The sequence below is a fragment of the Rhizobium mesosinicum genome (assembly GCF_019511345.1).
GTDB classification, from domain to species: domain Bacteria; phylum Pseudomonadota; class Alphaproteobacteria; order Rhizobiales; family Rhizobiaceae; genus Rhizobium; species Rhizobium mesosinicum.
Window position 1 is genome coordinate 1 of sequence record NZ_JAEUAK010000001.1, and the last position, 23241, is coordinate 23241.

Annotated in this window: 29 protein-coding genes and 1 pseudogene; 20 read left to right on the plus strand and 10 right to left on the minus strand. The window is 59.0% G+C overall.

The features are described 5' to 3' along the window. A pseudogene (locus JNB85_RS30515) lies at positions 1–182 on the minus strand (DNA-binding protein); the annotation flags it as partial. Between the two features lie 157 nt (positions 183–339). Here JNB85_RS30515 and JNB85_RS00005 point away from each other — a divergent pair. Next, positions 340–969 carry an alpha/beta hydrolase family protein gene (locus JNB85_RS00005; protein ID WP_220332348.1) on the plus strand — a complete coding sequence of 210 codons (630 nt, stop codon included), beginning with the start codon at positions 340–342 and terminating at the stop codon, positions 967–969. A 68-nt stretch (positions 970–1037) separates the two neighbouring features. Here JNB85_RS00005 and JNB85_RS30885 read toward each other — a convergent pair whose 3' ends face one another. Beyond that, the gene (locus JNB85_RS30885; RefSeq protein WP_262928169.1) at positions 1038–1163 is read right to left on the minus strand and encodes a hypothetical protein; all 126 of its coding nucleotides are present in this window, start codon (positions 1161–1163) and stop codon (positions 1038–1040) included. On the opposite strand from JNB85_RS30885, the gene JNB85_RS00010 reads away from it, so the two are divergent. Continuing rightward, positions 1162–2430 carry an acyltransferase family protein gene (locus tag JNB85_RS00010; RefSeq protein WP_220332349.1) on the plus strand — a complete coding sequence of 423 codons (1269 nt, stop codon included), beginning with the start codon at positions 1162–1164 and terminating at the stop codon, positions 2428–2430. The two genes, JNB85_RS30885 and JNB85_RS00010, sit on opposite strands and share 2 nt — an antisense overlap. Positions 2431–2499: 69 nt before the next feature. Here the strand turns inward: JNB85_RS00010 and JNB85_RS00015 are convergent, their stop codons facing one another. Together JNB85_RS00015 and rpsU are read right to left on the minus strand one after the other, a co-directional pair. Then, complete coding sequence (locus JNB85_RS00015) at positions 2500–2694, minus strand: hypothetical protein (protein ID WP_183742937.1); 195 nt, start codon at positions 2692–2694, stop codon at positions 2500–2502. Positions 2695–2758: 64 nt separating this feature from the next. Further along, positions 2759–2995: a 30S ribosomal protein S21 gene (gene rpsU / locus JNB85_RS00020; RefSeq protein ID WP_220332350.1), complete on the minus strand. Its 237-nt coding sequence runs from the start codon at positions 2993–2995 to the stop codon at positions 2759–2761. 484 nt (positions 2996–3479) lie between these two features. Between rpsU and xth the strand changes: the two genes are divergently transcribed. After that, a complete protein-coding gene (xth, locus tag JNB85_RS00025; protein ID WP_220333068.1) occupies positions 3480–4277 on the plus strand; it encodes an exodeoxyribonuclease III in 798 nt (265 codons plus the stop codon). Here xth and JNB85_RS00030 read toward each other — a convergent pair. Beyond that, complete coding sequence (locus JNB85_RS00030) at positions 4231–4527, minus strand: hypothetical protein (protein ID WP_220332351.1); 297 nt, start codon at positions 4525–4527, stop codon at positions 4231–4233. The genes xth and JNB85_RS00030 overlap by 47 nt on opposite strands. 196 nt (positions 4528–4723) lie before the next feature. Here JNB85_RS00030 and JNB85_RS00035 point away from each other — a divergent pair, with 196 nt between their 5' ends. Next, positions 4724–5278, plus strand: coding sequence for a hypothetical protein (locus JNB85_RS00035; protein WP_220332352.1), 555 nt, complete (start codon positions 4724–4726; stop codon positions 5276–5278). Positions 5279–5346: 68 nt separating this feature from the next. Here JNB85_RS00035 and JNB85_RS00040 read toward each other — a convergent pair whose 3' ends face one another. Then, positions 5347–5694, minus strand: coding sequence for a hypothetical protein (locus tag JNB85_RS00040; RefSeq protein ID WP_420852246.1), 348 nt, complete (start codon positions 5692–5694; stop codon positions 5347–5349). 227 nt (positions 5695–5921) lie between these two features. Between JNB85_RS00040 and JNB85_RS00045 the strand changes: the two genes are divergently transcribed. The 3 genes from JNB85_RS00045 (at position 5922) to treS (ending at position 8277) form a co-directional block, all read left to right on the plus strand. Then, entirely contained in the window at positions 5922–6185 is a 264-nt protein-coding gene (locus tag JNB85_RS00045) for a hypothetical protein (RefSeq protein WP_220332353.1), read from the plus strand. Between the two features lie 12 nt (positions 6186–6197). Continuing rightward, entirely contained in the window at positions 6198–6572 is a 375-nt protein-coding gene (locus JNB85_RS00050; protein ID WP_220332354.1) for a GFA family protein, read from the plus strand. 61 nt (positions 6573–6633) lie between these two features. Then, a complete protein-coding gene (gene treS, locus JNB85_RS00055) occupies positions 6634–8277 on the plus strand; it encodes a maltose alpha-D-glucosyltransferase (RefSeq protein ID WP_220332355.1) in 1644 nt (547 codons plus the stop codon). Positions 8278–8298: 21 nt separating this feature from the next. Here the strand turns inward: treS and JNB85_RS00060 are convergent, their stop codons facing one another. Continuing rightward, positions 8299–8691, minus strand: coding sequence for a hypothetical protein (locus JNB85_RS00060; RefSeq protein ID WP_220332356.1), 393 nt, complete (start codon positions 8689–8691; stop codon positions 8299–8301). A 248-nt stretch (positions 8692–8939) separates the two neighbouring features. Further along, complete coding sequence (locus JNB85_RS00065) at positions 8940–10451, minus strand: oligosaccharide flippase family protein (protein WP_223216383.1); 1512 nt, start codon at positions 10449–10451, stop codon at positions 8940–8942. 232 nt (positions 10452–10683) lie between these two features. Between JNB85_RS00065 and JNB85_RS00070 the strand changes: the two genes are divergently transcribed. The 8 genes from JNB85_RS00070 to JNB85_RS00105 all read left to right on the plus strand — a co-directional run bounded on the left by JNB85_RS00070 (position 10684) and on the right by JNB85_RS00105 (position 17776). Further along, positions 10684–11355 carry a PI-PLC domain-containing protein gene (locus JNB85_RS00070; RefSeq protein ID WP_220332358.1) on the plus strand — a complete coding sequence of 224 codons (672 nt, stop codon included), beginning with the start codon at positions 10684–10686 and terminating at the stop codon, positions 11353–11355. After that, entirely contained in the window at positions 11352–11981 is a 630-nt protein-coding gene (locus tag JNB85_RS00075; protein ID WP_220332359.1) for an HAD family hydrolase, read from the plus strand. The genes JNB85_RS00070 and JNB85_RS00075 overlap by 4 nt, the downstream gene beginning before the upstream one ends. Continuing rightward, positions 11978–13471 carry a glycosyltransferase family 2 protein gene (locus JNB85_RS00080; protein WP_183826346.1) on the plus strand — a complete coding sequence of 498 codons (1494 nt, stop codon included), beginning with the start codon at positions 11978–11980 and terminating at the stop codon, positions 13469–13471. Before JNB85_RS00075 ends, JNB85_RS00080 begins: the two co-directional genes overlap by 4 nt. Next, a complete protein-coding gene (locus tag JNB85_RS00085; protein ID WP_220332360.1) occupies positions 13464–14207 on the plus strand; it encodes a glycosyltransferase family protein in 744 nt (247 codons plus the stop codon). The genes JNB85_RS00080 and JNB85_RS00085 overlap by 8 nt, the downstream gene beginning before the upstream one ends. A 108-nt stretch (positions 14208–14315) precedes the next feature. Continuing rightward, entirely contained in the window at positions 14316–15293 is a 978-nt protein-coding gene (locus JNB85_RS00090) for a glycosyltransferase (protein ID WP_220332361.1), read from the plus strand. 240 nt (positions 15294–15533) lie between these two features. Continuing rightward, a complete protein-coding gene (locus JNB85_RS00095) occupies positions 15534–15704 on the plus strand; it encodes a hypothetical protein (protein WP_220332362.1) in 171 nt (56 codons plus the stop codon). 58 nt (positions 15705–15762) lie between these two features. After that, positions 15763–17151: a sensor histidine kinase gene (locus JNB85_RS00100; RefSeq protein ID WP_220332363.1), complete on the plus strand. Its 1389-nt coding sequence runs from the start codon at positions 15763–15765 to the stop codon at positions 17149–17151. Position 17152: 1 nt separating this feature from the next. Beyond that, positions 17153–17776 carry a response regulator gene (locus JNB85_RS00105; protein WP_220333070.1) on the plus strand — a complete coding sequence of 208 codons (624 nt, stop codon included), beginning with the start codon at positions 17153–17155 and terminating at the stop codon, positions 17774–17776. Here JNB85_RS00105 and JNB85_RS00110 read toward each other — a convergent pair. Then, on the minus strand, positions 17773–18282 hold the full coding sequence (locus JNB85_RS00110; protein WP_220332364.1) for a hypothetical protein: 510 nt from the start codon (positions 18280–18282) through the stop codon (positions 17773–17775). The genes JNB85_RS00105 and JNB85_RS00110 overlap by 4 nt on opposite strands. A 185-nt stretch (positions 18283–18467) precedes the next feature. Continuing rightward, positions 18468–19046 carry a BA14K family protein gene (locus tag JNB85_RS30520; RefSeq protein ID WP_223216384.1) on the minus strand — a complete coding sequence of 193 codons (579 nt, stop codon included), beginning with the start codon at positions 19044–19046 and terminating at the stop codon, positions 18468–18470. Between the two features lie 213 nt (positions 19047–19259). On the opposite strand from JNB85_RS30520, the gene JNB85_RS00120 reads away from it, so the two are divergent. From JNB85_RS00120 to JNB85_RS00140, 5 genes are all read left to right on the plus strand, one after another. Further along, positions 19260–20552 carry a DUF763 domain-containing protein gene (locus tag JNB85_RS00120; RefSeq protein ID WP_220332365.1) on the plus strand — a complete coding sequence of 431 codons (1293 nt, stop codon included), beginning with the start codon at positions 19260–19262 and terminating at the stop codon, positions 20550–20552. A gap of 159 nt (positions 20553–20711) precedes the next feature. Then, positions 20712–20948 carry an acylphosphatase gene (locus JNB85_RS00125; protein WP_420852251.1) on the plus strand — a complete coding sequence of 79 codons (237 nt, stop codon included), beginning with the start codon at positions 20712–20714 and terminating at the stop codon, positions 20946–20948. 150 nt (positions 20949–21098) lie between these two features. Then, positions 21099–21740 (plus strand): Rieske 2Fe-2S domain-containing protein, encoded by a 642-nt coding sequence (locus JNB85_RS00130; protein WP_220332367.1) that lies wholly within the window; start codon positions 21099–21101, stop codon positions 21738–21740. Next, positions 21740–22585: an aromatic ring-hydroxylating oxygenase subunit alpha gene (locus JNB85_RS00135; protein WP_220333072.1), complete on the plus strand. Its 846-nt coding sequence runs from the start codon at positions 21740–21742 to the stop codon at positions 22583–22585. The genes JNB85_RS00130 and JNB85_RS00135 overlap by 1 nt, the downstream gene beginning before the upstream one ends. After that, positions 22582–23241 (plus strand): glutathione S-transferase family protein, encoded by a 660-nt coding sequence (locus JNB85_RS00140; protein WP_220332368.1) that lies wholly within the window; start codon positions 22582–22584, stop codon positions 23239–23241. Before JNB85_RS00135 ends, JNB85_RS00140 begins: the two co-directional genes overlap by 4 nt.

The following is a 23241-nucleotide window of genomic DNA, read 5'->3' on the forward strand; positions in this document are numbered from 1 at the left end:
AGGCATTCGATCTCCCGCCGGGTCAGGCTTTCCGATGGCCGGTCGTCCGGCTTTTCTGCGCTCGCCAGCCTGTCTAAAAGCTCCATGCAGCCATAAACCAGCGCCATCGCCGCCTCGCGGCTGGGCATGCCGCCCGAACCCGAAAACGCGAAGATGTATTGTTTCAGGTCAGCGTCGTGGAGATTCCTGTGGGGAGCAGCCTGCTTTGATTTCAGACGCAGCAGGAAATCGGAAAACTATCGCTTACTTGAGGAGCCATGCTCTTGCTAAAGCCCGACGTGCTCTCGCAGGATGAACTTTCCGATGTGGTGAGCCCGAAATTAAAGTAGCGGAACAGCAATGACCAGCTTTTTGATCACAGGACCGGAAACGGCCGCCTTCACCATTCTCCTGGCTCATGGCGCAGGCGGAGCAATGGATTCCGCGTCGATGACCAATCTTGCTGAAGCGCTCGCAGACGGCGGTTTCAGGGTGGCGCGCTTCGAGTTCGCCTATATGGCGCAGCGTCGCCTGAACGGAGCGGTCAAGCCTCCTCCGCGCGCCGACCACCTCCTGGATGAATATCGCGCCGCAGTCGGCGCACTAAACGCGGGCAAACTGATCATCGGTGGCAAATCGATGGGAGGCCGCGTTGCAAGCATGATCGCCGATGAGAGCTTCGCGGCGAAGAACGTCCGGGGCTTGCTTTGCCTCGGATATCCGTTTCACCCGCCGGGAAAGCCGGACCAGCTTCGCACCGCGCACCTGGAACGCCTGCACACGCCTACACTGATCTGCCAGGGAACGCGTGATCCCTTCGGTTCAAGGGAAGAGGTTGCATCCTACGCGCTCTCAGATCAAATCGATCTCCTCTGGCTGGAAGATGGCGATCACGATCTCAGACCACGAAAGAAAGCCTCCGGATTTTCCGCTGGCGACCATCTTCGGCGTCTGTCTGAATATACGACTGCTTGGGCAGAGCGATTATAGCTAGCAGCTCCACTGCTAGCCGTGAGATTCCCGCTAATATCGACCGCTCATTCAACATTTAAGCTTATTCAGTAAACACTTTTAAAAGGTTTGCTTGATCGAATGGCGCCCTCGCGCATCAGCGCGAAACCAGTTCCTGACAAAGCCGCGCTCAGTTGAACATACGCTTTGCCATCCAACGGGAAATCAGTCATGGGTGCGATCCAAGGCAGGAAGATCGACGGCAATCTTTCCATCTATCTTGATCTGCTACGGCTCGGCGCAGCTATCGTCGTATTTCTTTCCCATGCGCATGTTTTCCTGCTCCCCTCCATCAAGATCGGACCTCTGGGCTGGGGCCGGGAAGCAGTCGCGGTTTTCTTTGTTCTTTCTGGATTTGTCATCAGCTATGTCGGGCAGGTGAGCGAGAAGGAATGGCGCGCATACCTCGTCGCCCGCGTCGCCCGAATAATGCCTGTTGCTCTGCTGGCGATCGCGGTGATCTTCGTGGCCGATAGCATCGGGATGCACGCAAACGCCTTTTACTACGATTTCATCAACACCGGATTTTTTACCCCGGTATCAGCCGAAGCCGCGCTGGCTTACGTGACCTTCACCAATCAATTATGGTTTGCACATGCCGTTTTTGGCAGCGGCGAACCATACTGGTCGCTAGGCTTCGAAGTTCAGTACTATTTGTTCTTTGGGCTCTTCGCCTTTTCGCCGCGGCGAGCGAAAGTACCGTTGCTGTTTCTGTGGGCCGCTGCCGCCGGCCCGAAGATCCTGATGTATATGCCGCTGTGGCTCATGGGCTGGTTGACGATGAAGTGCGTCATCGAACGCCCGCCATTTCGGCGCACCATTTCCATCGCGATGATAATCGCATCGCTTTTGCTGTTCTTCAGCCTGAAGCTTTTCGCCGACCGCGCTGCGACCAACATGTACGAGACCTGGTCACTGACCCAAGAAGCGATCAATTTCGTCTACTTCAATCTCATCGGGGTTGCCGTGGTCCTGCACCTCATCGGCACCGCATCGTTGCTTTCCCAGGCTCCCGCACTGTTTACGAAGACAGGCCCGGCGATCAAATGGCTGGCTGGCGGCAGCTTCACGCTCTATCTCGTCCACCAGCCGCTCATACTCATGTTTGCATCTTTTCTGCATCCGGTGGAGGAACATATTGCGATGGCCGTCGCCCTGCTCATCGTCTGCTTCATCCTTTGCTTCCTGCTTGCGGAAGTCGCCGAACGCCGAAAGAAATTCTTCGCCTCACTCATCGTAAGCCTGCTCCCGGTACCATCGCAGACGGGCCAGAAAACGCCCGCCAATATCGCTTCTGGCACAGTTTTCGAAGACGATGCAGCACCCGCGACCTCGCAGCTCATTCGCGTTTTCGCGGAAATGCAAAATGCTCTGGACGGAGAAGAAAAAGTGGCCGGCAGTCAGGATGCACCGCATCGCGATCGCGTATCACGCGCTTGAGGTACCAAGCTTTCAACGCCTCCCAGATCTGGATCTGATGGACACGCGACCATTCTCTAATCTTCTGCCTCAGTGAACGCTGGGGATATTCACCGCGGAAGCGAAATCTTCCGCCACCAGCTCGCTGATCGCGATCAAGGTTTCCTCGATCGTAAAACCGGAGGCTACAGTCGCCTCGATCAGATCCTGTAGATCCGGTCCGATCGCCTCACGGCAATCGTCGAGCCGATCGTCGGAGACTGTCAAACTACGCAACTCTTCCATGATGTCCCTTTCCAGAATTGAAGCCAAGGATAGGGCCGCCGGATGCGCGGCGGCGCTGCTCTTATCAGCGTTTAAACGCACCACGTCTTGCGGCTGGCAGAAGCCCTTCGCGCTGCATCTTCTTTCGGGCAGCCTTGCGCTGTCGGGCAATTGCCTGGGTTTTTTCGCGGACACGCCGCTCGGAAGGTTTCTCATAGGCCCGGCGCTCCTTCATTTCGCGAAATAATCCTTCGCGCTGCATCTTCTTCTTCAAGGCGCGGAGAGCCTGTTCGACATTGTTATCTCTGACGATGACCTGCATCTTTTTCTCCTTGCGGATGATGGTGTTGAGCCCGCTCGCCCCTAATCCCTCGGCATTCGTTCTGCGCGAATGGCGCAATCGAAGGCAGCTTTGAATGAAACGATCAAAGGATTGCGCCACGCCGGCACGGCGGCGATGATGCAGAGCCAATCGATGGTCCGGCTTGCGAAAGCCTTGGCTGGACCGCGCAACCTCTCCCCACGAGGAGATCCTGTCGTTCTGTGGGTCCCTGCCCAGGCCGATACGGGTGATGTCGCCTAAATAAGAGCGGCATGACGGTATTGCAAGGCAACCGATCCGCCTCAATCACAAGCCGACGGGAACTTTCTGAAGCCACGCACATTCCATTCGCCGAGCGCGGGCCGTGTCAACCGGACGCAACAGGGATGGTGAACATGGCGATTTTTCTGGTTTCCCGCCATGGCTAACGCAATGGCAGACGAGCACTCAACCTGTCCGGTCCGCCTCGCCGTCTGGAGGTCGATTGAAAATAGCCACCTATAATATCAACGGAATCATCGGCCGCCTTCCGATACTCCTGCGATGGCTGAAAGAAGATGCGCCAGACGTCGTCTGCCTTCAGGAACTGAAGACTTCCGATGATAAATTCCCGCAACGGGAGATCGAACGTTCAGGCTATCGCGCCGTCTGGCATGGCCAGAAAAGCTGGAACGGTGTGGCGATCCTTGCGAGAGGCGCTTTACCGGTACTCACGCGCCGAGGCCTGCCTGGAGATCCGGACGACAGCCACAGCCGTTATATCGAGGCTGCCATAAACGGCTTGTTGATCTGCTGCCTCTACCTTCCAAACGGCAACCCTGCGCCCGGTCCCAAGTTCGATTACAAGCTGCGCTGGTTTGATCGACTGTATCACTATGCCGGAGAGCTCTTAGACCTCAAAGTGCCAGCCCTGCTCATCGGCGACTTCAATGTCATGCCGACAGAGATAGATGTCTATTCCCCCGAACGATGGCGCGATGATGCCTTGTTCAGACCCGAGGTCAGAAAAGCCTATGCCAGGCTGGTTCAACAGGGATGGACGGATGCGCTTCGCCACCTTCACCCGGATGAGCGGATCTACACATTCTGGAAATACTGGAGAAACTCATTCGAACGAGACGCAGGACTGCGGATCGACCATGCTCTCCTCAGTCCTGATATCACCCCGCATCTTCGCTCCGCCAGCGTTCGGCGCAATCCGCGGAGCTGGGATCATACGAGCGATCATGCGCCCGTCATGATTGAGCTCGATCTGCCCTATGTGAGCGACGGGAGCCGGTGACTGCACAGGTGTAGAGTGCCGGCGAAACCTCTTCGTCCGCACGATCTGGAAAGAGTTGACGGCGCATGCGATCGAGAGCTTCCGCCTCCTTGCGCGTTCTTGCAAGCAGATCGGTGGTGACATCGCCATAGCGCAAGCCGTCCGCGGGAGCGACGCCGACAGTCCCGCCGCTCGACAGAAACTCGCAGAAGGATCGCACCGATCGAAGGCGCGTGGTGATCTCGATATAGTAGCTATCGTGTCCAGCCATGCTCATCTCCCTTCGCACTCAAAGGTTAACGCGCACTGCGTCAATATGATGGCACTCCTCGCGCATTTCAGCGACATCGTGCCGAAAGCACCGCGTCATGACCGAGGCCATAGTCATTATGCCCCCACAGGAAGTAATTCTCTTTTGACAGGAACATTCACCCGCCGGCCGCCTTTGTCCCTCAAGGAGAATCGCCATGGCCAATGCTCGCACCACCTATCATGAAGTTATAGCGGAAATCGCAGCACTCGCGACTTCAAATGCAACAGACCATTCAGGTCGTTGGACAGTCGAATATCTCACTCGACGTGAGATCTTCTATCAGTTTTCGGGTAATCGAAGCCTCGCAGGCGAGGACGCAACCGGGCACCGCTTTGATGGTACCCGCGATACACTGACGGCCCTTCCCGCAAATCTGCTCGTTCCCGCCATCGCCGACTTCGACAACAATCCAATCATGGCTTTCTATATCGGAGCAAGCACGTCCGTGACGACAATAGCTCGCGAAGCGATCGATTGCTCCGTCCGGGCGCCGGAGGTGCTGCTGGTGGACATCACCATCGATGACGAAGATCTGCTTGCAGGCACGAAATCCCTCACGAGATTGGCCTTCGTCGGGCTTGATGCCAATGTAAGATGGCCACCACTTGTCCCATGTGCCGACATCTTGACCATCAATGACATGATCCACCCGTTCTGGTGCCACGGCAGACAGGTGGCCCGAGGGGGTCTGTTGCAGATCAGGATCTGACGAGACGATCGCGCCAGTGGCACGCTTCCGGTCGTTTGTCCTGTTGCGAACGAGCGGTGGGCTGTCGCTCAATCAAATAACTCACCACGTCCGATTTGCCCTTGCTTCGCATCGACATCGCCGATTGCCGGATCGCTGGCAGGGTCAGGATCTCTCGTGTTTGCGTCTTTGAGAGATCGTGCCGCCTCGACGAGCGCCACGGCGATTTCATCCGTGCCCCAACCCGCGGCATTGGCATCGGCGATAACCGCCTCCAGGGCAGCGCGGGCAGCATCGGTCGCGTCCTGAAAACGACGCGTGGGATCGTTGCTTGTCGGGACTGGAAAATTCATATGCGTTCCTTTCGAGGGTTCGAGCAAGATGCGTCCTTGAAGTGAACGCAGAGGACGGCAAATAGATGCGTCGGTCGTCTGCACGCGCGACCACCAAGCCGAAGCTTGAACCGACCGCTCCTCAATCCACGTTCATGTCCCTCGGCAGATGCGGGCAGAGGAATAAAGGGTTGAGTGGAACGGCCGGCGGGCCGTCAGCGCAGAACCGAAGGAGGAAAGCTCCGGAACCAATCGCCAGCATATCGGTTGATACACTGATCTCCATGCCACGAGAGAAGCGAAACCAGCGGAAAGGCGGGAGGAGAGTTTCCATGCATCCGAACGAGGCAAAGGTGACACATCTGCGGGAGGGCTGGCATGTCGATTTCTTCGGTGACGCCGGTGAGCAGCTGACGGTGCGCCTTCCCGAGGCGGCCGCGCTGAGCGAAGAAGAAGCAATCGATCGCGCAAGGGAAATGATGGTGCACCTGACGCCCTTCGGTACCCGCGGCGGCGAACCAAGCCTCAATCGCTACGACAGTTTGAGCAACGGCAATTTCGACAGCGATCAGCCGCCTTTCGGGGTGAAACACTGAGGGAGGTCCTGGATGACCATACGACACGGGAGCTGCAATTGCGGCAAGGTGCGCTATCAGGTGGAGGGCGAACCGATACGCGTCGGGCTTTGCCATTGCACCGATTGTCGTCAGGAGAGCGGCTCGGCCTTTACCTATTACGGGATTTGGCGGACATCCGCTTTCGAGACCACAGGCGAAACTGTTGAGCATCACGGCCGCCGTTTCTGCCCGACCTGCGGTTCGCGGGTTTTTGCCTACGGCGAAGAGGAGGCCGAGATCAAGCTCGGAACCTTGCAGGACGCACCGACCGGCCTCAAGCCCACCTACGAGCTCTGGATCAAACGGCGCGAACCCTGGCTGCAACCGGTCGAGGGCGCGGAACAGTTCGTGGAAGATCGGACTTGATAGATGCACAATTCAGCACTCAACGGCACCTTTCGAATTGGCGGAAATCCAGAGTATCTTGATGTCAGATAGCGGACTGCAGCATCCTCTCTGGCATAAGGATGCCATCATTTATCAATTGCATGTCAAATCCTTTTTTGATGCCAACGGCGACGGGATCGGCGATTTCCAGGGGTTGACGCAGAAGCTGGATTACCTGGCGCAGCTCGGCATCAACACGATTTGGCTGATGCCATTTTACCCGTCGCCGGGCAGAGACGACGGATATGATATTTCCGATTATGAGGGCATCCGACCCGAATTTGGGACAATCGACGACTTCAGCCGGTTCGTCGAGGAAGCCCACGCGCGGTCGATCCGAGTCATCGCCGAACTCGTCATCAACCATACGTCCGATCAGCACCCTTGGTTCCAGCGAGCGAGGCGGGCGCCTGCCGGTTCGCCTGAGCGGGAATTCTACGTCTGGTCGGACACTGACAAGAAGTTCAAGGAAACCCGCATCATCTTTGTCGATGCGGAAAGGTCCAACTGGACGTGGGATCCGGTGGCGAAGTCCTATTTCTGGCACCGCTTTTATTCCCACCAGCCGGATCTCAACTATCGAAACCCGGCAGTTGTCGAAACTCTGCTGAATACCATGCGGTTTTGGCTCGATCTCGGTGTCGACGGCTTTCGGCTCGACGCCATTCCGCATCTTGTCGAGCGCGACGAAACACGCAACGAAAACCTCCCGGAAACCCATGCTCTCTTGAAATACGTCCGAAGGACACTGGATGGCAGCTATCCCGGCAAGGTGCTTCTTGCCGAGGCCAATCAATGGCCGGAAGAGGCGCGCCAATATTTCGGCAAGGGCGATGAATGCCACATGGCTTTTCACTTTCCGCTGATGCCGCGGATATTCACGGCGATCGCCAAAGCCGACAAACAGCCTATCGTCACCATCATTGGCCAGACATACGATATCCCCAAAAGCTGCCAATGGGCGATCTTCCTGAGAAATCATGATGAACTGTCGCTGGAGATGGTCAGCGAAGAGGAGCGCTATTTCCTGTGGAACACCTATGCCGCAGACAAACGGGCAAGATTGAACCTCGGCATCCGACGCAGGCTTGCGCCGTTGATGGGCCAGGACCGCAGGCGCATCGAACTCCTGCACATCTTGCTCCTATCATTGCCGGGCAGCCCGGTGCTCTACTATGGCGACGAACTGGGAATGGGTGACAATATCGAGCTCGGGGACAGGAACGGAGTGCGCACGCTGATGCAGTGGTCGCCTGACAAAAACGCCGGCTTTTCGACCGCGCCTGGGGAGCAGCTCGCACTGCCGCTGATCGATGATCCGCAATATGGCTTCAAGGCAATCAACGTCACGGAGCAAGAAAGCGATCCGCATTCGCTGCTCAACTGGCTTCGCCGCATCTTGCAGCTGCGGACAGGGCACCAGGCTTTCGGGCGAGGAACCATCCACTTTCTCGACAATGATAACCCTGCTGTCATCGCCTATTTGCGGGAATATGGCGAAGAGAAATTACTTTGCGCTGCCAATCTGTCGGACGCGTCCGTCGCGACCGATGTACAGCTCGTCGGATTAGAGGGCCGCACTCCCGTCGAACTCATCAATGGCTTGGCGTTTCCCCCAATTTCCGAAAGCGGCTACCGGCTGACCTTCCAGCCCTACGGTTACTATTGGCTGCGCCTCGACTGAGCGTTTGGCTTAAAAGTCTAATCACACCCAGCCGAAGCGTAAAAGGGAGAGAGGCATCGTCGTCCTTTCCGAATGAGGCAGCCACCGCAACCGCCTTGCCACCAGGAACGTTACGGCAATAATCCCGGCGAGCTTCAGCCAGGGATAGTTTCCAAACTGCCTTTGGGTGCTCGCATCCATCCGTGGAGCGCGTGCCGATATCGCGGTCTTTGCCTGCTCGCGCAGGAGAGCAAGATGTCTACGCAGCAATGTCAGATCCTCCTGCAATCTTGCGAGTTCGACAGCCTCCCCTTTCTCCACCGCAACATCGACCCGAGGCACCGTAGCCGCTTCGGTTTCGGCGGCCTCGATGTCGGCAAGATATTCGTCTAACTCGGCCTTCGTATTGAATCCGCGTGCGCGTATATCCGTCATTGGCTCCTCCCATCCGGCGGGTCTATTGTCACATGATAAGAACGCGCTCAGTCGTCATAAGTTCGAAGCTTGCCGACACATCCCGCGTCGTGCCTCAATCCAGAGCGACCGCCAGTCGAGCGTGCAATCTCACCCGTCATCTGAGCGCGAATAGTCCTCGCAAGGATTTGCTGCATAGTAGCTGTTTTCAGGTTGGTTGACGGCGATCGGCAAAAGCTCGGCTTTGACAGGCATTCGCATTGATGCCGCTATTGCGCACCCGTGACATGGTTGAGTTCCGCCATTAAGGCGCGACCGCTGGACCATGCGATGACCACATAGGCAAGGCTCCCCACCGCAACTCCCATCAGCAATTCCAGCAAGGGAAGATGCAGGCTGCCGCCTGCCATATGGAGAGCCAGACCGACCGCACCGACCATGACACACGCGCCGAGCCCCGCGGGGAAGATCCGATGCAATAGGGAGGGCCACCGGAAACCCGTGCTGCATTGCAGGAAGTAAAGCGACACCGAGGTCGTCAATGCCGCGGCCGCGACCTGCGCAACCGCAATGTTGACGAGGTCCGGACGGACCCAGCCGGCGATCGCAAGGCAAGCGAGGCTCGTTGCCGTAAACAGCATGTTCAGCCGCGGCAGCAGGGCAACCCGCCCAGTGATGCTAAGCACGGGCTCGTTGAGCATCTGGACGACCGCGATACCGCGCGCAGCCGCCAGCAGGATGAGGACCGGCGCGGCTGCCAGCCATTGCGCGCCGAGCAGCACGCTGACGAGCTGTTCGGATATGACGGCAAGGCCCATAAAGACGGGAAGAGCGGCAAAAGCGGTGGCCGCCATGATCAGTCCCGCAAGCCTGGCAAGGCCCTCCGCCCCGCCACCCGCCTCGCCCTGCTGCCGGGAGAAATAGCTCCATGCCAGCATCCGTACGGGTTCGGAAATCAACTCTGTGACGGCGCCGACGATACGGCTTGCCATTCTGTAGAGACCGACTTCCGTCGCGCCGATGAAGAACACGATCAGGAACTCCGCTCCGTAACTTTGCGCAAATTGCATCAGGCGCGATGCCAGGAGCCGGGAAGAATAGGCAAGCGCCTCGCGGGCAGTGGCGAGCTTAAATTCAAAGCGCGGAAGCCAGCGCGCAAAGCCCGTAGACATGACGAGTGCGACAAGCACGACGCAACAGCGCCCTGCCGCGAGCGCAATGATGCCCCAGCCGAGCAAGAGCCCCCCGGTCGTGACGAGAAGGCCCGAAAATTCCGAGGCTGCCTGATAGCAGGCAAGTTCGCGCAGACGTCGATCCCTGACTAATACGCCACTCTGGCAGATGATGAAGGTACCCGGAACGATGGTCGCCATCAGCAGCAAGAGTGTGAAGAAGATCGAGCCGGCCGGCGTTAGCCAGACGAGGGAAACAGCAAGCCCCATCAAGCCGAGAATGGTGAAGGCAAGGCCGCTTGCGAGCGCGCAATAAAGAACCGTGCCGGGCAGCTCCCTGCCGTGCGGTGCAGCAATCAGATATTCGCTCCAGCCGGCCTCCGCAATCTTTGACTGTAGCAATACGGTTGACGAAACCATGGCAAATACGCCGACCTCTGCCGGTGAGAGCACGCGGGCCGCGACCAGCAATGTACCAATGCCGCAGAACTGACTGACCAAACGAGCGCCAGAAATCCATAACGCGTCCCGTGATGTAGAGGCGGTACCTCGCTCTCGATCTTCCTCTGCGTCGGACAAGTCAGGTGAATCTGTAATAGTTGTGCCCATGGTCACATGTTTTTGAGTTTATCTCTCATATATCTTGGCACTTCCGTACGCACTTCGTATGTTACCCAAGTAACAACTTTCATATATATTCTAGGTTGACGATTTATACTCAATTCCGCATAGTTAATATGAATTACAGCCATTGCGCACAAGGATTAGTCGACAGACGCATGAGGATTTCATCCGGCCGTTTGCGACAGGTTTATTGGCCGATTTGGCCCGGAGGGACGTAATGATGATACTCGCACATCGTGGCTGGTGGCTTACATCCCATGAGCGGAACACCTTAGGGGCATTTGACAAGGCATTCGCTGCCGGCCACGGTGTTGAACTGGATGTTCGCGATCTGAATGGCGAGCTGGTTATTTCACACGATCCTGCCACAACCGGGGCATTGTCCTTCGCGCGCGTTCTCGAGTGCTATGCAGCAAAGGGCGCTCCGGGACGGCTGGCCATCAACATCAAGGCGGACGGCCTCTGCCCTGCCCTGGTGCCGATGCTGGAACAATACGGGGTAACGAAACGCTCCTTCATTTTCGACGCGTCGGTTCCCGATCTCAGGCCGTATCTCGACAGCGATATCCCGGTTTTCACCCGCTACAGCGAGGTCGAGCTTTACCCGTCCTTCTACGAACGCTGTGAAGGTGTCTGGGTGGATTCCTTCACCGAGACGCCGGCCTCGATCGAACGCGCGATCGACGACCTCAAACGCGGCAAATATGTCGCAATGGTCTCCCCGGAACTGCACAAGCGCCCGCACGAAGCGGTCTGGGCCGCCTGGTCGGCTGCATTGCGACAAGCTGCAAAGAGCAGTCTTCAGCTCGATCGGCTGATGATCTGTACCGATCTGCCCGACGCGGCCGAGCAGAGTTTTGCCTGGATGGTTGAGGAGGAAGTCGCATGATCCAAGCTGTCTTGTTCGACATGGATGGCGTGCTGATCGATGCCAAGGAATGGCATTACGAGGCGCTGAACCGGGCGCTCGATCTTTTCGGTATGCCGATCGACCGCCAGGCGCATCTGACCACGTTCGATGGCCTGCCGACCCGCCGCAAGCTGGAGATTCTCTCCCGTACCAATGGCCTGCCGAAGGGGCTGAACGAGCTTATCCACGAGCTGAAGCAGGACTATACGATGGAGCTGATCTACACCCGCTGCAAGCCTGTGTTTGCTCATCAATACGCGCTGAGCCGTCTCAAGCACGACGGCTACAAGATCGCCGTCTGCTCGAACTCCATCCGTGTCACTATAGAGTCCATGATGCGGCGCGCCGGATTGACGGAATATATCGACCTCATCGTGTCCAACGAAGATGTCACGCGCGCCAAGCCGGATCCGGAAATGTATGTGACGACCATGAAGCGCTTCGGCCTCAGACCGGATGAGTGCCTGATCCTCGAGGACAATGAATATGGCCTGCAGGCCGCGCGGGACAGCGGCGCTTACGTGATGCAGATCGGAACACCGGCCGACGTTGTCCACGGCCGGATCGTGTCGGAGATCAAACGTGTATCGGAGGTGATGGCATGATCGTCCTGTTCCCCACCACGGGCACAAGCCCCCACTTCAGCCCGGAAGACTATGCTTATCCGCGCCCACTCATCGAGGTGGCCGGAAAGCCGATGATCCTGTGGGCCATCGAAAACATGAAATCGCTCGGCAGTGGCGCGCGCTTCCTCTTCGTCGTCGACCAGCAGGATGCCGTGAAATATTCCTACGAGCGGATCTTCGACCTCAGCACCAACGGTCGCTCGGAGGTGGTGATGCTGAAAGGCCCGACGGCCGGCGCGCTCTGCACCTGCCTGATGGCGGTCGACAGGATCGACCCCACCGAGCCGCTGGTGATCGCCAACAGCGACCAGATCATCGACACCCGGCTTTCATCCGTGATTGCAGAATTCGAGGCAGCCAAGGCGGATGCCGGCGTCATCACCTTCGAGACGATCCATCCGCGCTGGTCGTATGTGACGCTCGGCGACGATGGGCTCGTCAACCGCACGTCCGAGAAAGATGTCATCAGCAACAAGGCAATCGCCGGATTCTATTATTTCCGCGAGGCCCAGATCTTCTTCAAGGCCGCCACTGCTGCGCTGCGGCATGGAGTGACGGTGGATGACCGCTACTATGTCAGTTCGTCGCTGAACGAGGTGATCCTGGATGGAGGCCGCGTCGTTTCCGCAAGCGTTCCCGCAGACCGCTACCACAGTTTCTACAACCCGAAGATGATCGAGAATTTCGAAGTAAACGGAGTACGACGCCTTTCCTCCGCACAGGCCGCACGCCCCGTGCAGCTGGTGGTGCCGGCCGCCGGCCGGGGCAGCCGCTTCGCCAAGGTGGGATTTACCCGCCCGAAGCCCTTCATCGACGTGCTTGGCCGGCCGATGATCCAGCATGTGCTGGAAAACACGCTGCCGCCGGATGGACAGCCGACGGTCCTGTTACTGCGCGAGCATCTGGACAGCCAGGCGGATGCGGTGGCCGAACTTCGCTCGCAGGGCGTCGGGATCGTTTCGGTCGATCAGCTCACCGAAGGCACGGCCTGCACCGTTCTGCTGGCGCGTCAGCATCTCGATGAGGAAGCCCCCCTTCTCATCGCCAATTCCGACCAGGTCGTGGACATGCGTATCGTCGATTTCATCGATGACTGCATGTCGCGCGATCTCGACGGATCGATCCTCGTGTTTCGCGATCCGAAGCGCGATCCGAAATGGTCTTTCGCCGAAACCGATGCGGCAGGATTCGTGCTGAGGGTTGCCGAAAAGCAGCCAATTTCCGAACTTGCCACGGTCGGCATCTATTTCTTCCGCCGCGCCGGTGATTTCATGAAGGGCGCGCTCGACATGATGGTGCATAACGACCGCACCAATAACGAGTTCTATGTCTGCCCCGCCTATAATTATGCGATCCGCAACGGTGCGCGCATCGGCGTTTACGAGATCGACGTCAGAAATATGCACGGGCTTGGCACACCCGAGGATCTGGCCGAATATCTACGGGGCCGCGAGCCAGCCTATGCATGACGTGGGCATCAGACCGGGCGCGGCAGCGCCGCTGAATATCATTATTCCCATGGCCGGAAGTGATTTTGAACAGGCTGACGGCTCGGTGAAGGCGGAAATGCCGGTTGGAAAAACGACATTGCTCGGCGCCACGCTGGAGGCTCGTCCCTGGTGGAGCGATGCGGCTGTGCCTGTTTTCGTGCTGCGGGACAGGCCTGCTTCACGGCGCTACGCTCGCGACACATTGCTGGTACGCTATCCGACAGCGCGGATCGTCTGGCTGTCCGACATGAGCGGCGGCGCTGCCTGGAGCGCTGCGGCCGGCGCTGCACTCGTCGCCTCTGCGGATGCCCCCGTCGTCGTCGATCTCTGCGACATCATGTTCGACAGCGATGCAGATATTGCCGCAATCTTTGCCGCCGACTCCAACCTCGGCGGTCTCGCACTCACATTTTCCTCCCGCCATCCGCAATACAGCTATCTCAGGATTGGACATGATGGCCGGATGCTGGAAGCGAGGGAGAAGATTGTCATTTCCGACAACGCATCGGCGGGTGTCTATGCTTTCCGCAGCGCCGCCGTTTTTCATCTGGCTCTGGCGCATAGCATGCAGAACCGGGCAAGCCTCTCACATAACGGTCTGCTCTTTGTCTGCCCGATGCTGAACGGCGTAGTCGCGCACGGTTTCGATGTCCGGACACTGCCGGCGCGTGACGTGTTCGATGTCAAGATCGCTGACGCGACCCTTGCCAGCTAGCGTCTGAAGGAAACAGCGGTGCCATTCCGCTTGGACAGGCGGAGCCTTGCCAACTATCCTCCAACACGCGTGCGCGGAGTGAGGGGGCCTAGTAAACAGGAGTTCATCATGACAGCCGGGACATCGAGCAAGTTACCCTCTCTCGCCATCATCATACCCTGCTTCAACAACGCAGAGACACTTGCCGAGGCGCTCGACAGTGCTCTGGCACAGGATTATCCGGACTTCGAGGTTCATATTTGCGATAACGGCTCCACGGACGGCAGTCGGGAAATAATCGCATCCTACTCATCTCCATTGCTGAGGCCGGCCTTGCACCGGGACACCGTGCCCCGCACGGACAACTGGAACCGCGCCTACACCGCCGGTGCGAATGCCGACTACCTCGTCACGCTGCATGCCGACGACCGTCTTGCGCCCGGGGCGTTGCGCGCTATCGGACGTGCGGCAATGCGCCATCCTGCCCTGATCCACGGCCGCTTCCGGCAGATCACATACGAGGGTGATCCCATTCCCGGCAGCCGGTTCGGGTGGAGTTACAGCAACAGCGGTGAGGCATTTCGGGAATTGCTGCTGCTCAACAATATGGTCGCGATGCCGGGCGCAACGATCCGCACGGATGTCTTCTTCAAGGCCGGCCGCTGGGATCCGGCCTGGCAATATCTCCAGGATATGGAGCTCTGGTGGCGCTGCGGCGAACTCGGAGAAGTGGCCTTCGTCGCCGACATGCTTGGCGATCACAGGGCTTTTAAGCATCCGCAGGCGCTACACCGGCATGCCGAAGAACATCTGCGCTGGGCGACGCGTAAACTTCGCAACGCACCCACCCGCCGGCTGCGGCAAGCCGCTGCAGACGGGCTCAACGCCTATCTCACACGCCTCGAGGCTGAAGTGGATGCCTTGCCCGAGGTTGCCGCAAGTCTCGTGGGTCCGGTGAGAGACGCCCGGGCCGCCCTCGCAAAGGCACCGGGCACGCGCGTCGACGCCCTTCGCCGGCAAAGATTTTTGCGCATGCGAGCCGCCTCGCTCTCGGCCATCGCCAACGTCTTTGGAAAAATCTCGCCTTGGCAAGCCTTATCGCGTTGACGGCAGCGCTATCGACCGGCGTGGATACTGCTAGCGCGAGCGCCATTCGATCGCGGTGTGCGGCAGCTGCCATCACCGGCATTCACATCCCGCTGCTGAGGAACCAATACCCGCCGGCGGCAACGGATTTCAGTCGGATTCGCCTCCGACCTTCGTCTGATGACGCTCGGACTGAAGTCCCAGATTCGGAACGCGCGACCTCCCACACCGTTCGACTCTCTATCAAAAGAGGAGTTCGGCATGGACGACAGGAACGAAATCCCGGAAATTTCCAGTGCGTGGAATGCCTCCCTGGCGGCGCTCGTTATCTTCCTTGCCGCCATGCTCTATGTCTTCGGTACGGTCATGTCTGGCGACACGAGCCAGTTGACCGCCAAAGTCCCGGGTGCCGACGTCATCGAGGTCAAGTGAGCTGGAAAAGTCCAGCCAATGCGATAGTTTGATTGAATCGTCGCAACTCAGGTCGGAAATGAACTGGCTCATACGCTGGAATGCCCGCTCCCTCGCCTCCCAATTCCTCATCATGGGAGGACTCGTTTCCCTTGGCGCAATGTTCGTCATCGGCCTTATCGTCACCCACCTCATCGAGGACGCCGTCATTCACAATTCCGGGGCCGCCACGGCGCTCTATGTCGATAGCGTCGTCGCGCCCTTGCTTCCGGACATGCAGAAGGAATCGCTGCTCGACGAAGCAACCGCTCAGGCGCTCGACGAAACGCTCGGACAGGGCGCCCTTGGCCGGCGTCTCGTCTCCTTCAAACTGTGGCGTCGTGACGGGACGATCCTCTACTCCAATAAAAAGGAACTGGTGGGAAAGGCATTTCCGGTCAATGGCAAGCTTGCCCAAGCATTTGCAGGCTCGCTGGTCGCACGTTACGAAGTCGCAAGCGACCCCGAAAGCGCCGAGGAGCGTAGCCTCGGCAGGGCGCTCATGGAAATTTACAATCCTGTTTTGCAGCCTTGGTCCGGAGAGGCTGTGGCCGTGCTTGAATTCTATGAGACGGCCGAAGGGCTGGAAGACAGCCTCGCGCGGGCACGGCTCTGGAGCTGGCTCGCCGTTGCCGGCCTGACCGCGATCTTCTTCCTCGTTCTCTCCATTCTCGTCTTTCGCGGCAGCCGTACGATCGAGGTCCAGCGCGAAGCTCTAAAGGCCAGAGTGGACGAACTCTCCGCACTTCTCGCCGAAAATCGCGGCCTGCAACGCAAGCTTCAACTGTCCTCCCAGCGCGCCGCGGCCTTGAACGAAACCTATTTACGCGGCATCGGCGCCGATCTGCATGACGGCCCCGCCCAGCACATCGCCTATGCCTCGTTGCGTCTCGACAGCGACCTGCTGGTCGATGCCGCCACCCTACAGGAAACGCGCGAGAAGGAACTTTCCTGGATCCGTTCGAGCCTTGCCGAAGCGATGAAGGAGATCCGCGATATCTGCAAAGGTCTGGTCCTGCCGCAAATCGAGAAGGCTTCGATTACGGAGATCGTGAAACGCGTTGTCGAAGCCCACCAGCAGAAGACCAATACCGCGGTCGATACGACAATTGACGAAGACGATCCAGAACTTGCCCCCGCTCTCAAGATTTGTATCTACCGCTTCATTCAGGAGGCACTCAACAATGCCTATCGCCATGGCGGCGGCGTTCAGCAGGCTGTCAGGGCCATATCACACGGCGGTGCCGTCCGTATCGAGGTCAGTGACCAGGGCGAGGGTTTCGATCCGACGCAGGTGAGGCCGGCGAGCCTCGGTCTAGTGGGACTCAAAGAGCGTATCGATAGCCTTGGCGGGGAATTCGACATAAGAACCGGCGAAGGTGGTACGACCGTCATCATGACCTTTTCGCCTATGGAAGTGGAGGAATAGAATAGTGCCCATCAAAATCGGCGTTGTGGACGACCATCCCCTGTTTCGCGAGGGGGTGACCCGCAGCCTCTCCGAGGTCAGCGATTTTGTTGTCGTCGGAGAAGGCGCCAACACATCCGATGCCGCGATGATCGCCGCCGATGGCCGTCCGGACGTGCTGCTTCTCGATGTGTCGATGCCTGGGAACGGGCTCTCGGTCATTGACGATATCCTTTCCATAAGCCCAGATACCAAAATCCTCATGCTCACGGCTTCAGAGGAAGTCGATACGCTCGTCGACGCCCTGCAGCGTGGAGCAAAGGGTTACATTCTCAAGGGCGTCGGTTCCCGCGGCCTGGCGGAAGCGATCCGCACCGTCTTCAAGGGAACTCGCTACGTCTCCCCGGCGATGTCGGCCAAAGTCATGGAATATTCGTTGAGCGGCCAGGCATCGGACAGGGACACGCTTACCCCGCGGGAACGCGAGGTGATGGACCTCGTTGCGCAAGGCCTTTCAAACAAGCACATCGGCCTGCGTCTCGATCTACAGGAAAAAACGGTAAAGCATCATATGACCCAGATCCTGACGAAGCTCGGCGTCACGAACAGGACGGAAGCTGCCTTGCGGTGGCGCGAAAAACGTTAGCGCAGGAGCCGCGTGAGCCGCGTACTATCAGCAGATGTCGCCCGCCTGTTGATGATCGTGCGGCCTTTCGAGTCCTTCATGATATAGCGTCCTGCACGAAGCGTTTCGGTTATTCCATTCGTATGCCGGACATCGATCGAGCCGTCCGTATCTTCAGTCGCGCGCGCTCCTGATATCGAAGGCGCATTGTTCGTACTGCCGGTTCCGGTCGAGCCCGATCGGCCGCCACCACTGCTATTGCCGTTGCCGCCCGAATTACCGTTACCGCCACCCCCGCCATTACCGCTTCCATTTCCTCCGCCGCTGCCGTTTCCATTACTGCCGCCATTACCGCCATTGCCGTTTCCATTTCCTCCGCCATTGCCGTTTTCGTTCTTTGCGAATGCGGCCTGGATGGCGAGTGAGGGGAACGTACCCGTGACCTCGATCTTCAGCGGTGCAAGCGTCGCAACGGCAAAAACACTCCCGCCGCAGCCCTTCAGGAAATTACGTTTCGAGATCACCATCGTCCTTTGCCTTGTGCCCGTCCAGCCTGTTCTACCGGGAACAGAAAGCATGAGATTGACCGCTTGTTCCGAAATTGCAAGGCGGTCGGACATAGGTACCAGACGGTCTGGGACTTTGGTCCGGGATCCCGAGCGATAGTCGCTCCGAAGCGCGCAATCCTCTCATAGGAGAATAACGGAGTCGCTCAGATAACGGGGGAAACGCACTGGCGCCTCGGTCCGCTGAAAGGCTGATAGGTATTATCCGACGCACGATAGGAATTATAGCGGGCGGCGCACCATGATATATGCGGGTTGGAACTTGCATCTGCAGCAGGCTGTCCGACGGAAAGCTCCCTTTCTTCGATCACGCAGGGCTTCCGGGGGCCGCCGTCAAAAGGCTGGTACGTATTGTCGGCGACATTATAGGATCGGTAGCGTTGCTGGCACCGGCTGAGATGGCGGCTGTCGGCCATCCACTCCTGCGTCGGCTGCTCAATTGCCCCGGTCACGGTTGGGTCAGGCGGTGCAATGGCCGATACGCCGACGAGATTGGCCGGCGTTGAAGACGAAGCGTCGGCCGCGGCCTGAAGAGGTGGAAGGCGCTCGTAATCTTGCGTTCTGGGATCGACGCGCGTCGGTGTCGTCGTCCAGAGCGGCGCATCGAGATTGGCAAAACGATGTGGTTCCGGTTCGCGGAACCCAAAGGACGAAAATCCGAGACCGCCAACCAGAACGGCCCCGACCGCTGCCAGACATATGAATGGTGCAGCAAACGACTTCATGATGCGATCTCCCATTCCGTCGTATAGAATTAGGAACGCCGGGCTTCGGTTCCGCAAACAGGTCGAAAATCGCATTTATAGGCGCTGATTGCTGGTGCAGCGGACAGGACTCTCGGAGATAGGAATTTATTGCCATCGCCGCGATTTTGACGGATAGCTGTTTTATTGGGTGATCCGACCCATCACGGCAGATCGCAGGCAGAAAGAGGAAGCATGTCGCAAAGAGCGGGCAGCGCCGACCTCCCCCTTCACGGAGGGCGCGTGCCACCATGGCTGGGCAACCGTATGACGGCGCTCGGTGCGTTGATAACCGAAGCCATCGTTCACCACTACGGGCGCGACGAATTCCTGCGCCGGCTTGCCCATCCCTTTTGGTTCCAGTCCTTCGGTGCGGTCATGGGCATGGACTGGCATTCTTCGGGAATTACGACGAGCGTTTTGGGAGCGTTGAAGCGCGGGCTGAAGCCGCTTTCGAAGGAACTCGGACTGCACGTCTGCGGCGGCCGCGGCGCGCAATCGCGCAAGACGCCGGATGAGCTGATGGCGATCGGGGAACGGACGGGGTTGGATGGCGCCGGCCTTGCCAAGACGAGCCGTCTGGTCGCCAAAGTGGACAGTGCAGCCGTCCAGGATGGTTTCGACCTCTATCTTCACGGCTTCATCGTCGCCGATGACGGCCATTGGGTGATCGTTCAGCAAGGCATGAATGGCGACAAGCGTCAGGCGCGGCGCTATCACTGGTTCTCGGAAGGATTGGAAAGCTTCGTCAATTCCCCGCACGCGGCCATCGAAGGCCGATCTCAGGGCGAGATCATCAATCTCGCCGACCGGCGCGCTGAAAAATCCCGCCACGACCAGCTCGATCTTCTCGCAGCTCTTGGGCCGGACCGCATTATCCGCGAGGCTGCAGCCCTTGCTCTGGCCGCCGATCCTGCGCCCTTGCCGGAGCGAGCCGAGCAGCTGATGCTGCCGCATCTGATCATGCCCGCACATCACGATGTGCGCGAAAGCGACGTCAACATGAGGCGTTTGCATGGCAATCTTGCCGCGGCTGCCGATCGCGGACCGGTCGATTTCGAGGATTTGCTTCTCGTGCCCGGCGTTGGTGCCCGCACGGTCAAGGCGCTGGCGCTCGTTGCCGAAGTCGTGCATGGCGCGCCCTGCCGCTTTTCCGATCCCGCCCGCTTTTCGATCGCTCACGGCGGCAAGGACAGGCACCCCTTCCCTGTGCCGCTCAAGGTTTATGACGAAACCATCAATGTGATGAAATCGGCAGTCATGAAAGGTAGGCTCGGCCGCGAGGAGGAGCTGCAGGCCTTGCGCCGGCTCGACGACCAGTCGCGCAGCGTGGAGCGCTATGTCACTGGTCCCGACCTCAAGGAAATCGTAGCCGGCGAATTCCGGCAATCCTCGACCTTCGGCGGCCGAAGCGTCTTCGGCTGGGAGCCGCCAACTGAAGATATGCCAGTGGATGCAGCGGCGCCGCGCCACACAAGCCGCCGCTGATTGCGAGCGTGCTGATGGAGCGCCGGGCCAGATATGCTGCCGGTTCGCCGCCCATGCCGGTTGTCATGGCGCTTTCCTTGCCACTATGCTGTCACCATGAATGAAACAAGGGATATAACAGTGATACAGGGGCGGCAGGGCGGCGAATTGCGCGAGCGAATGACGATCCTCGGCGATGTCAATGCCGCATCGTTCGTCCCGTGGATCCGCCGCCATGCCGATAAGCTCGGACTGTACCAGGATTTCATTCACACCGGCGCCGACCGAATCGAACTCGAGGTCGCAGGCCCGATCGAACTGATCGACATGCTGGAAATGGGATGTTCGCTTGGGCCGATCGATGTCTGGGTGGAGGAGATTCAGCGCAGGATTGCAGATCCCGCCGACACACGGTAGTGCAGGCGGTATTGATCCTGTGCCTTTTATTTAATCATTGTTGCCAATGCGATTTTTTTATGCAAGCCTCTGATCACCGAGGCCACAAGCTCGGCAAAAGTGCACGGTCAACGGCGCTAAAGCATTGGTAAAATCGAGGAAATAAAGGTCATGCCATCTGATACGGCCGGCTCGTGGACGCCTGTCGCCCTTTCTGCTGATCTGCCGTCGGCAACCGTCATGCCAGCGTGGACACAAGCAGGATCGATCGCCCTCTGGCGCAGTCAGTCCGGGCGTGTGTCGGCGTCGTCGGATCGCTGTCCGCATCGCGGGATGCGTTTATCCCATGGCTTCGTGCGCGGCGAGGCGCTCTCCTGTATCTATCATGGCTGGAGCTATTCTTCTGCGGGAACCTGCATTCGCATCCCTGCCCATCCCGATCTCGTGCCGCCGGAAACGATCCGTGTCGCGGTCCACAAGGTCGAGGAATCGAATGGTGTCATCTGGGTGGCTACCGGAGAACCGGCGGAACAGCCGCCGGGCTTTGACGATCTCGTGCCCTTGCGCTCGCTGACCGCAGAGGCCGATATGGCGGCCCTCGAAGCTGCGGCCGGCGGGAAAACCGGCACGGATGGGCTTATTCGCATCGCGGACTGTCCATGGATCCGGTTGCTGCCCACGGAGCAGGCGGGGCGGACGCTGATCCACGTGATGATCGAGCAGAGCCGTAGCCCCGCGGATCGGGTCGCGGCGTCCCGCCTCGCCGAAGCCGTGCGTCGTCGGGCGGAAGCGTGCCGCACGGAGGTCGCATGATGAAGGCCGGCGCGATGATCGATGAGTGGTATCCGGTGGGCCTTTTCTCCCAACTGACGGAGGCTGGAACCAAGACTGTCCTAATGGGCGAGCCCATCGAAGTGGCGCGCACGCCCGACGGCGATGCGCGGGTGACATCGTCCGACAGGCGCAGCCTTCCGGTCCGTGTCCGTTACGGCCATGTTTGGGCTTCGCTCGGCAATCCCCGCAAGGAGCTTTTTGCCATTCCCGAGGCGGACCAGCCCGGCCGCCGTTTTGTCGACGTCGGCGTCGTGCGGGTGCGGTGCTCGCCGCTGCGGGCGGTCGAGAATTTCCTCGACATCGCCCATTTCCCGTTCGTCCACACCGATATTCTCGGCGCCGAGCCGCATACGGAAGTCGAGAACTACAAGGTCGAGATCCGCGAGGATGAGGACGAGGTCTGGGCGACGCAGGTGAAGTTCTACCAGCCACAGGCCGCCAAATCGGCAACCGGTGGCATCACCACCGAATATATGTACCGCGTGCCGGCTCCGACCTGCTCAGTGCTCTATAAGACCTGTCCTCCCCGTCCGGGCGAATGGGATGTCATTACTCTCTTTGTCCAGCCGCTTGCGGAAGATCTTTGCGACGTGTGGCCATGGATGGCCCTTTTTGATGACGAAACACCGATGACAGATCTCATCCATTTTCAGCAGATGATCTTCCTGCAGGATCGTTCGATCCTCGAAAACCAGATCCCGGCCCTTCTGCCGCTCGATCCTGGCATGGAAATCCCGACGAGGGCCGACCTGACCTCGGTGGCCTATCGGCGCTGGCTCAAGCGCCATAACTATACATACGGCGCACAGTTGGTCGCGCAATGAAGCTCTACGACTACATTCTCTCGCCGAGCTGCTACAAGATCCGCCTGATGGCCGCGATCCTCGGCATCAAGCTGGATATCCGCCCGGTCGATTTTCATCCCGGCGCCGAACATCGTGGTCCGGAACTCCTGGCGCTCAATCCGGCGGGTTCTATACCGATCCTTGAGGACGGCGATCTCGTCCTGACGGAATCCTGCGCGATGCTCGCCTATCTCGCCGCCGGAAACGCCCCGGAATGGCTGGGGACAAGCGCGCCTGAAGAGACGGCGCGGGTGCAACAGTGGCTTTCCTTCTCGCACCGGCTGACGGCCAATCTCGGCGGCGCGCGGCTGCACGAGATGCTTCTGCGCCCTGGCAATATCGACGTTCTGCAGAGGCAGGGCATCGCCGCCCTGCGCGAACTCGAAGCGGGCCTCTTCGAACAGCAGCTTCGCGGCATGCGGTTTCTCGCGTCGAACAGCGCGACGATCGCCGATATCGCCTGCTTCCCCTATGTGGCGCTGGCGCCCGATGGCGGAATCCCGCTCGATCCCTACCCGACGATCCGGCTATGGCTGCGCGCCATCCGAAGCATCGACGGCTTCATCGAAATGCCCGGCATTCATCGCCTGCACGAGCTGAAGCCAGATCCGCATCCTGCAAAGGAGGAGAGCTGA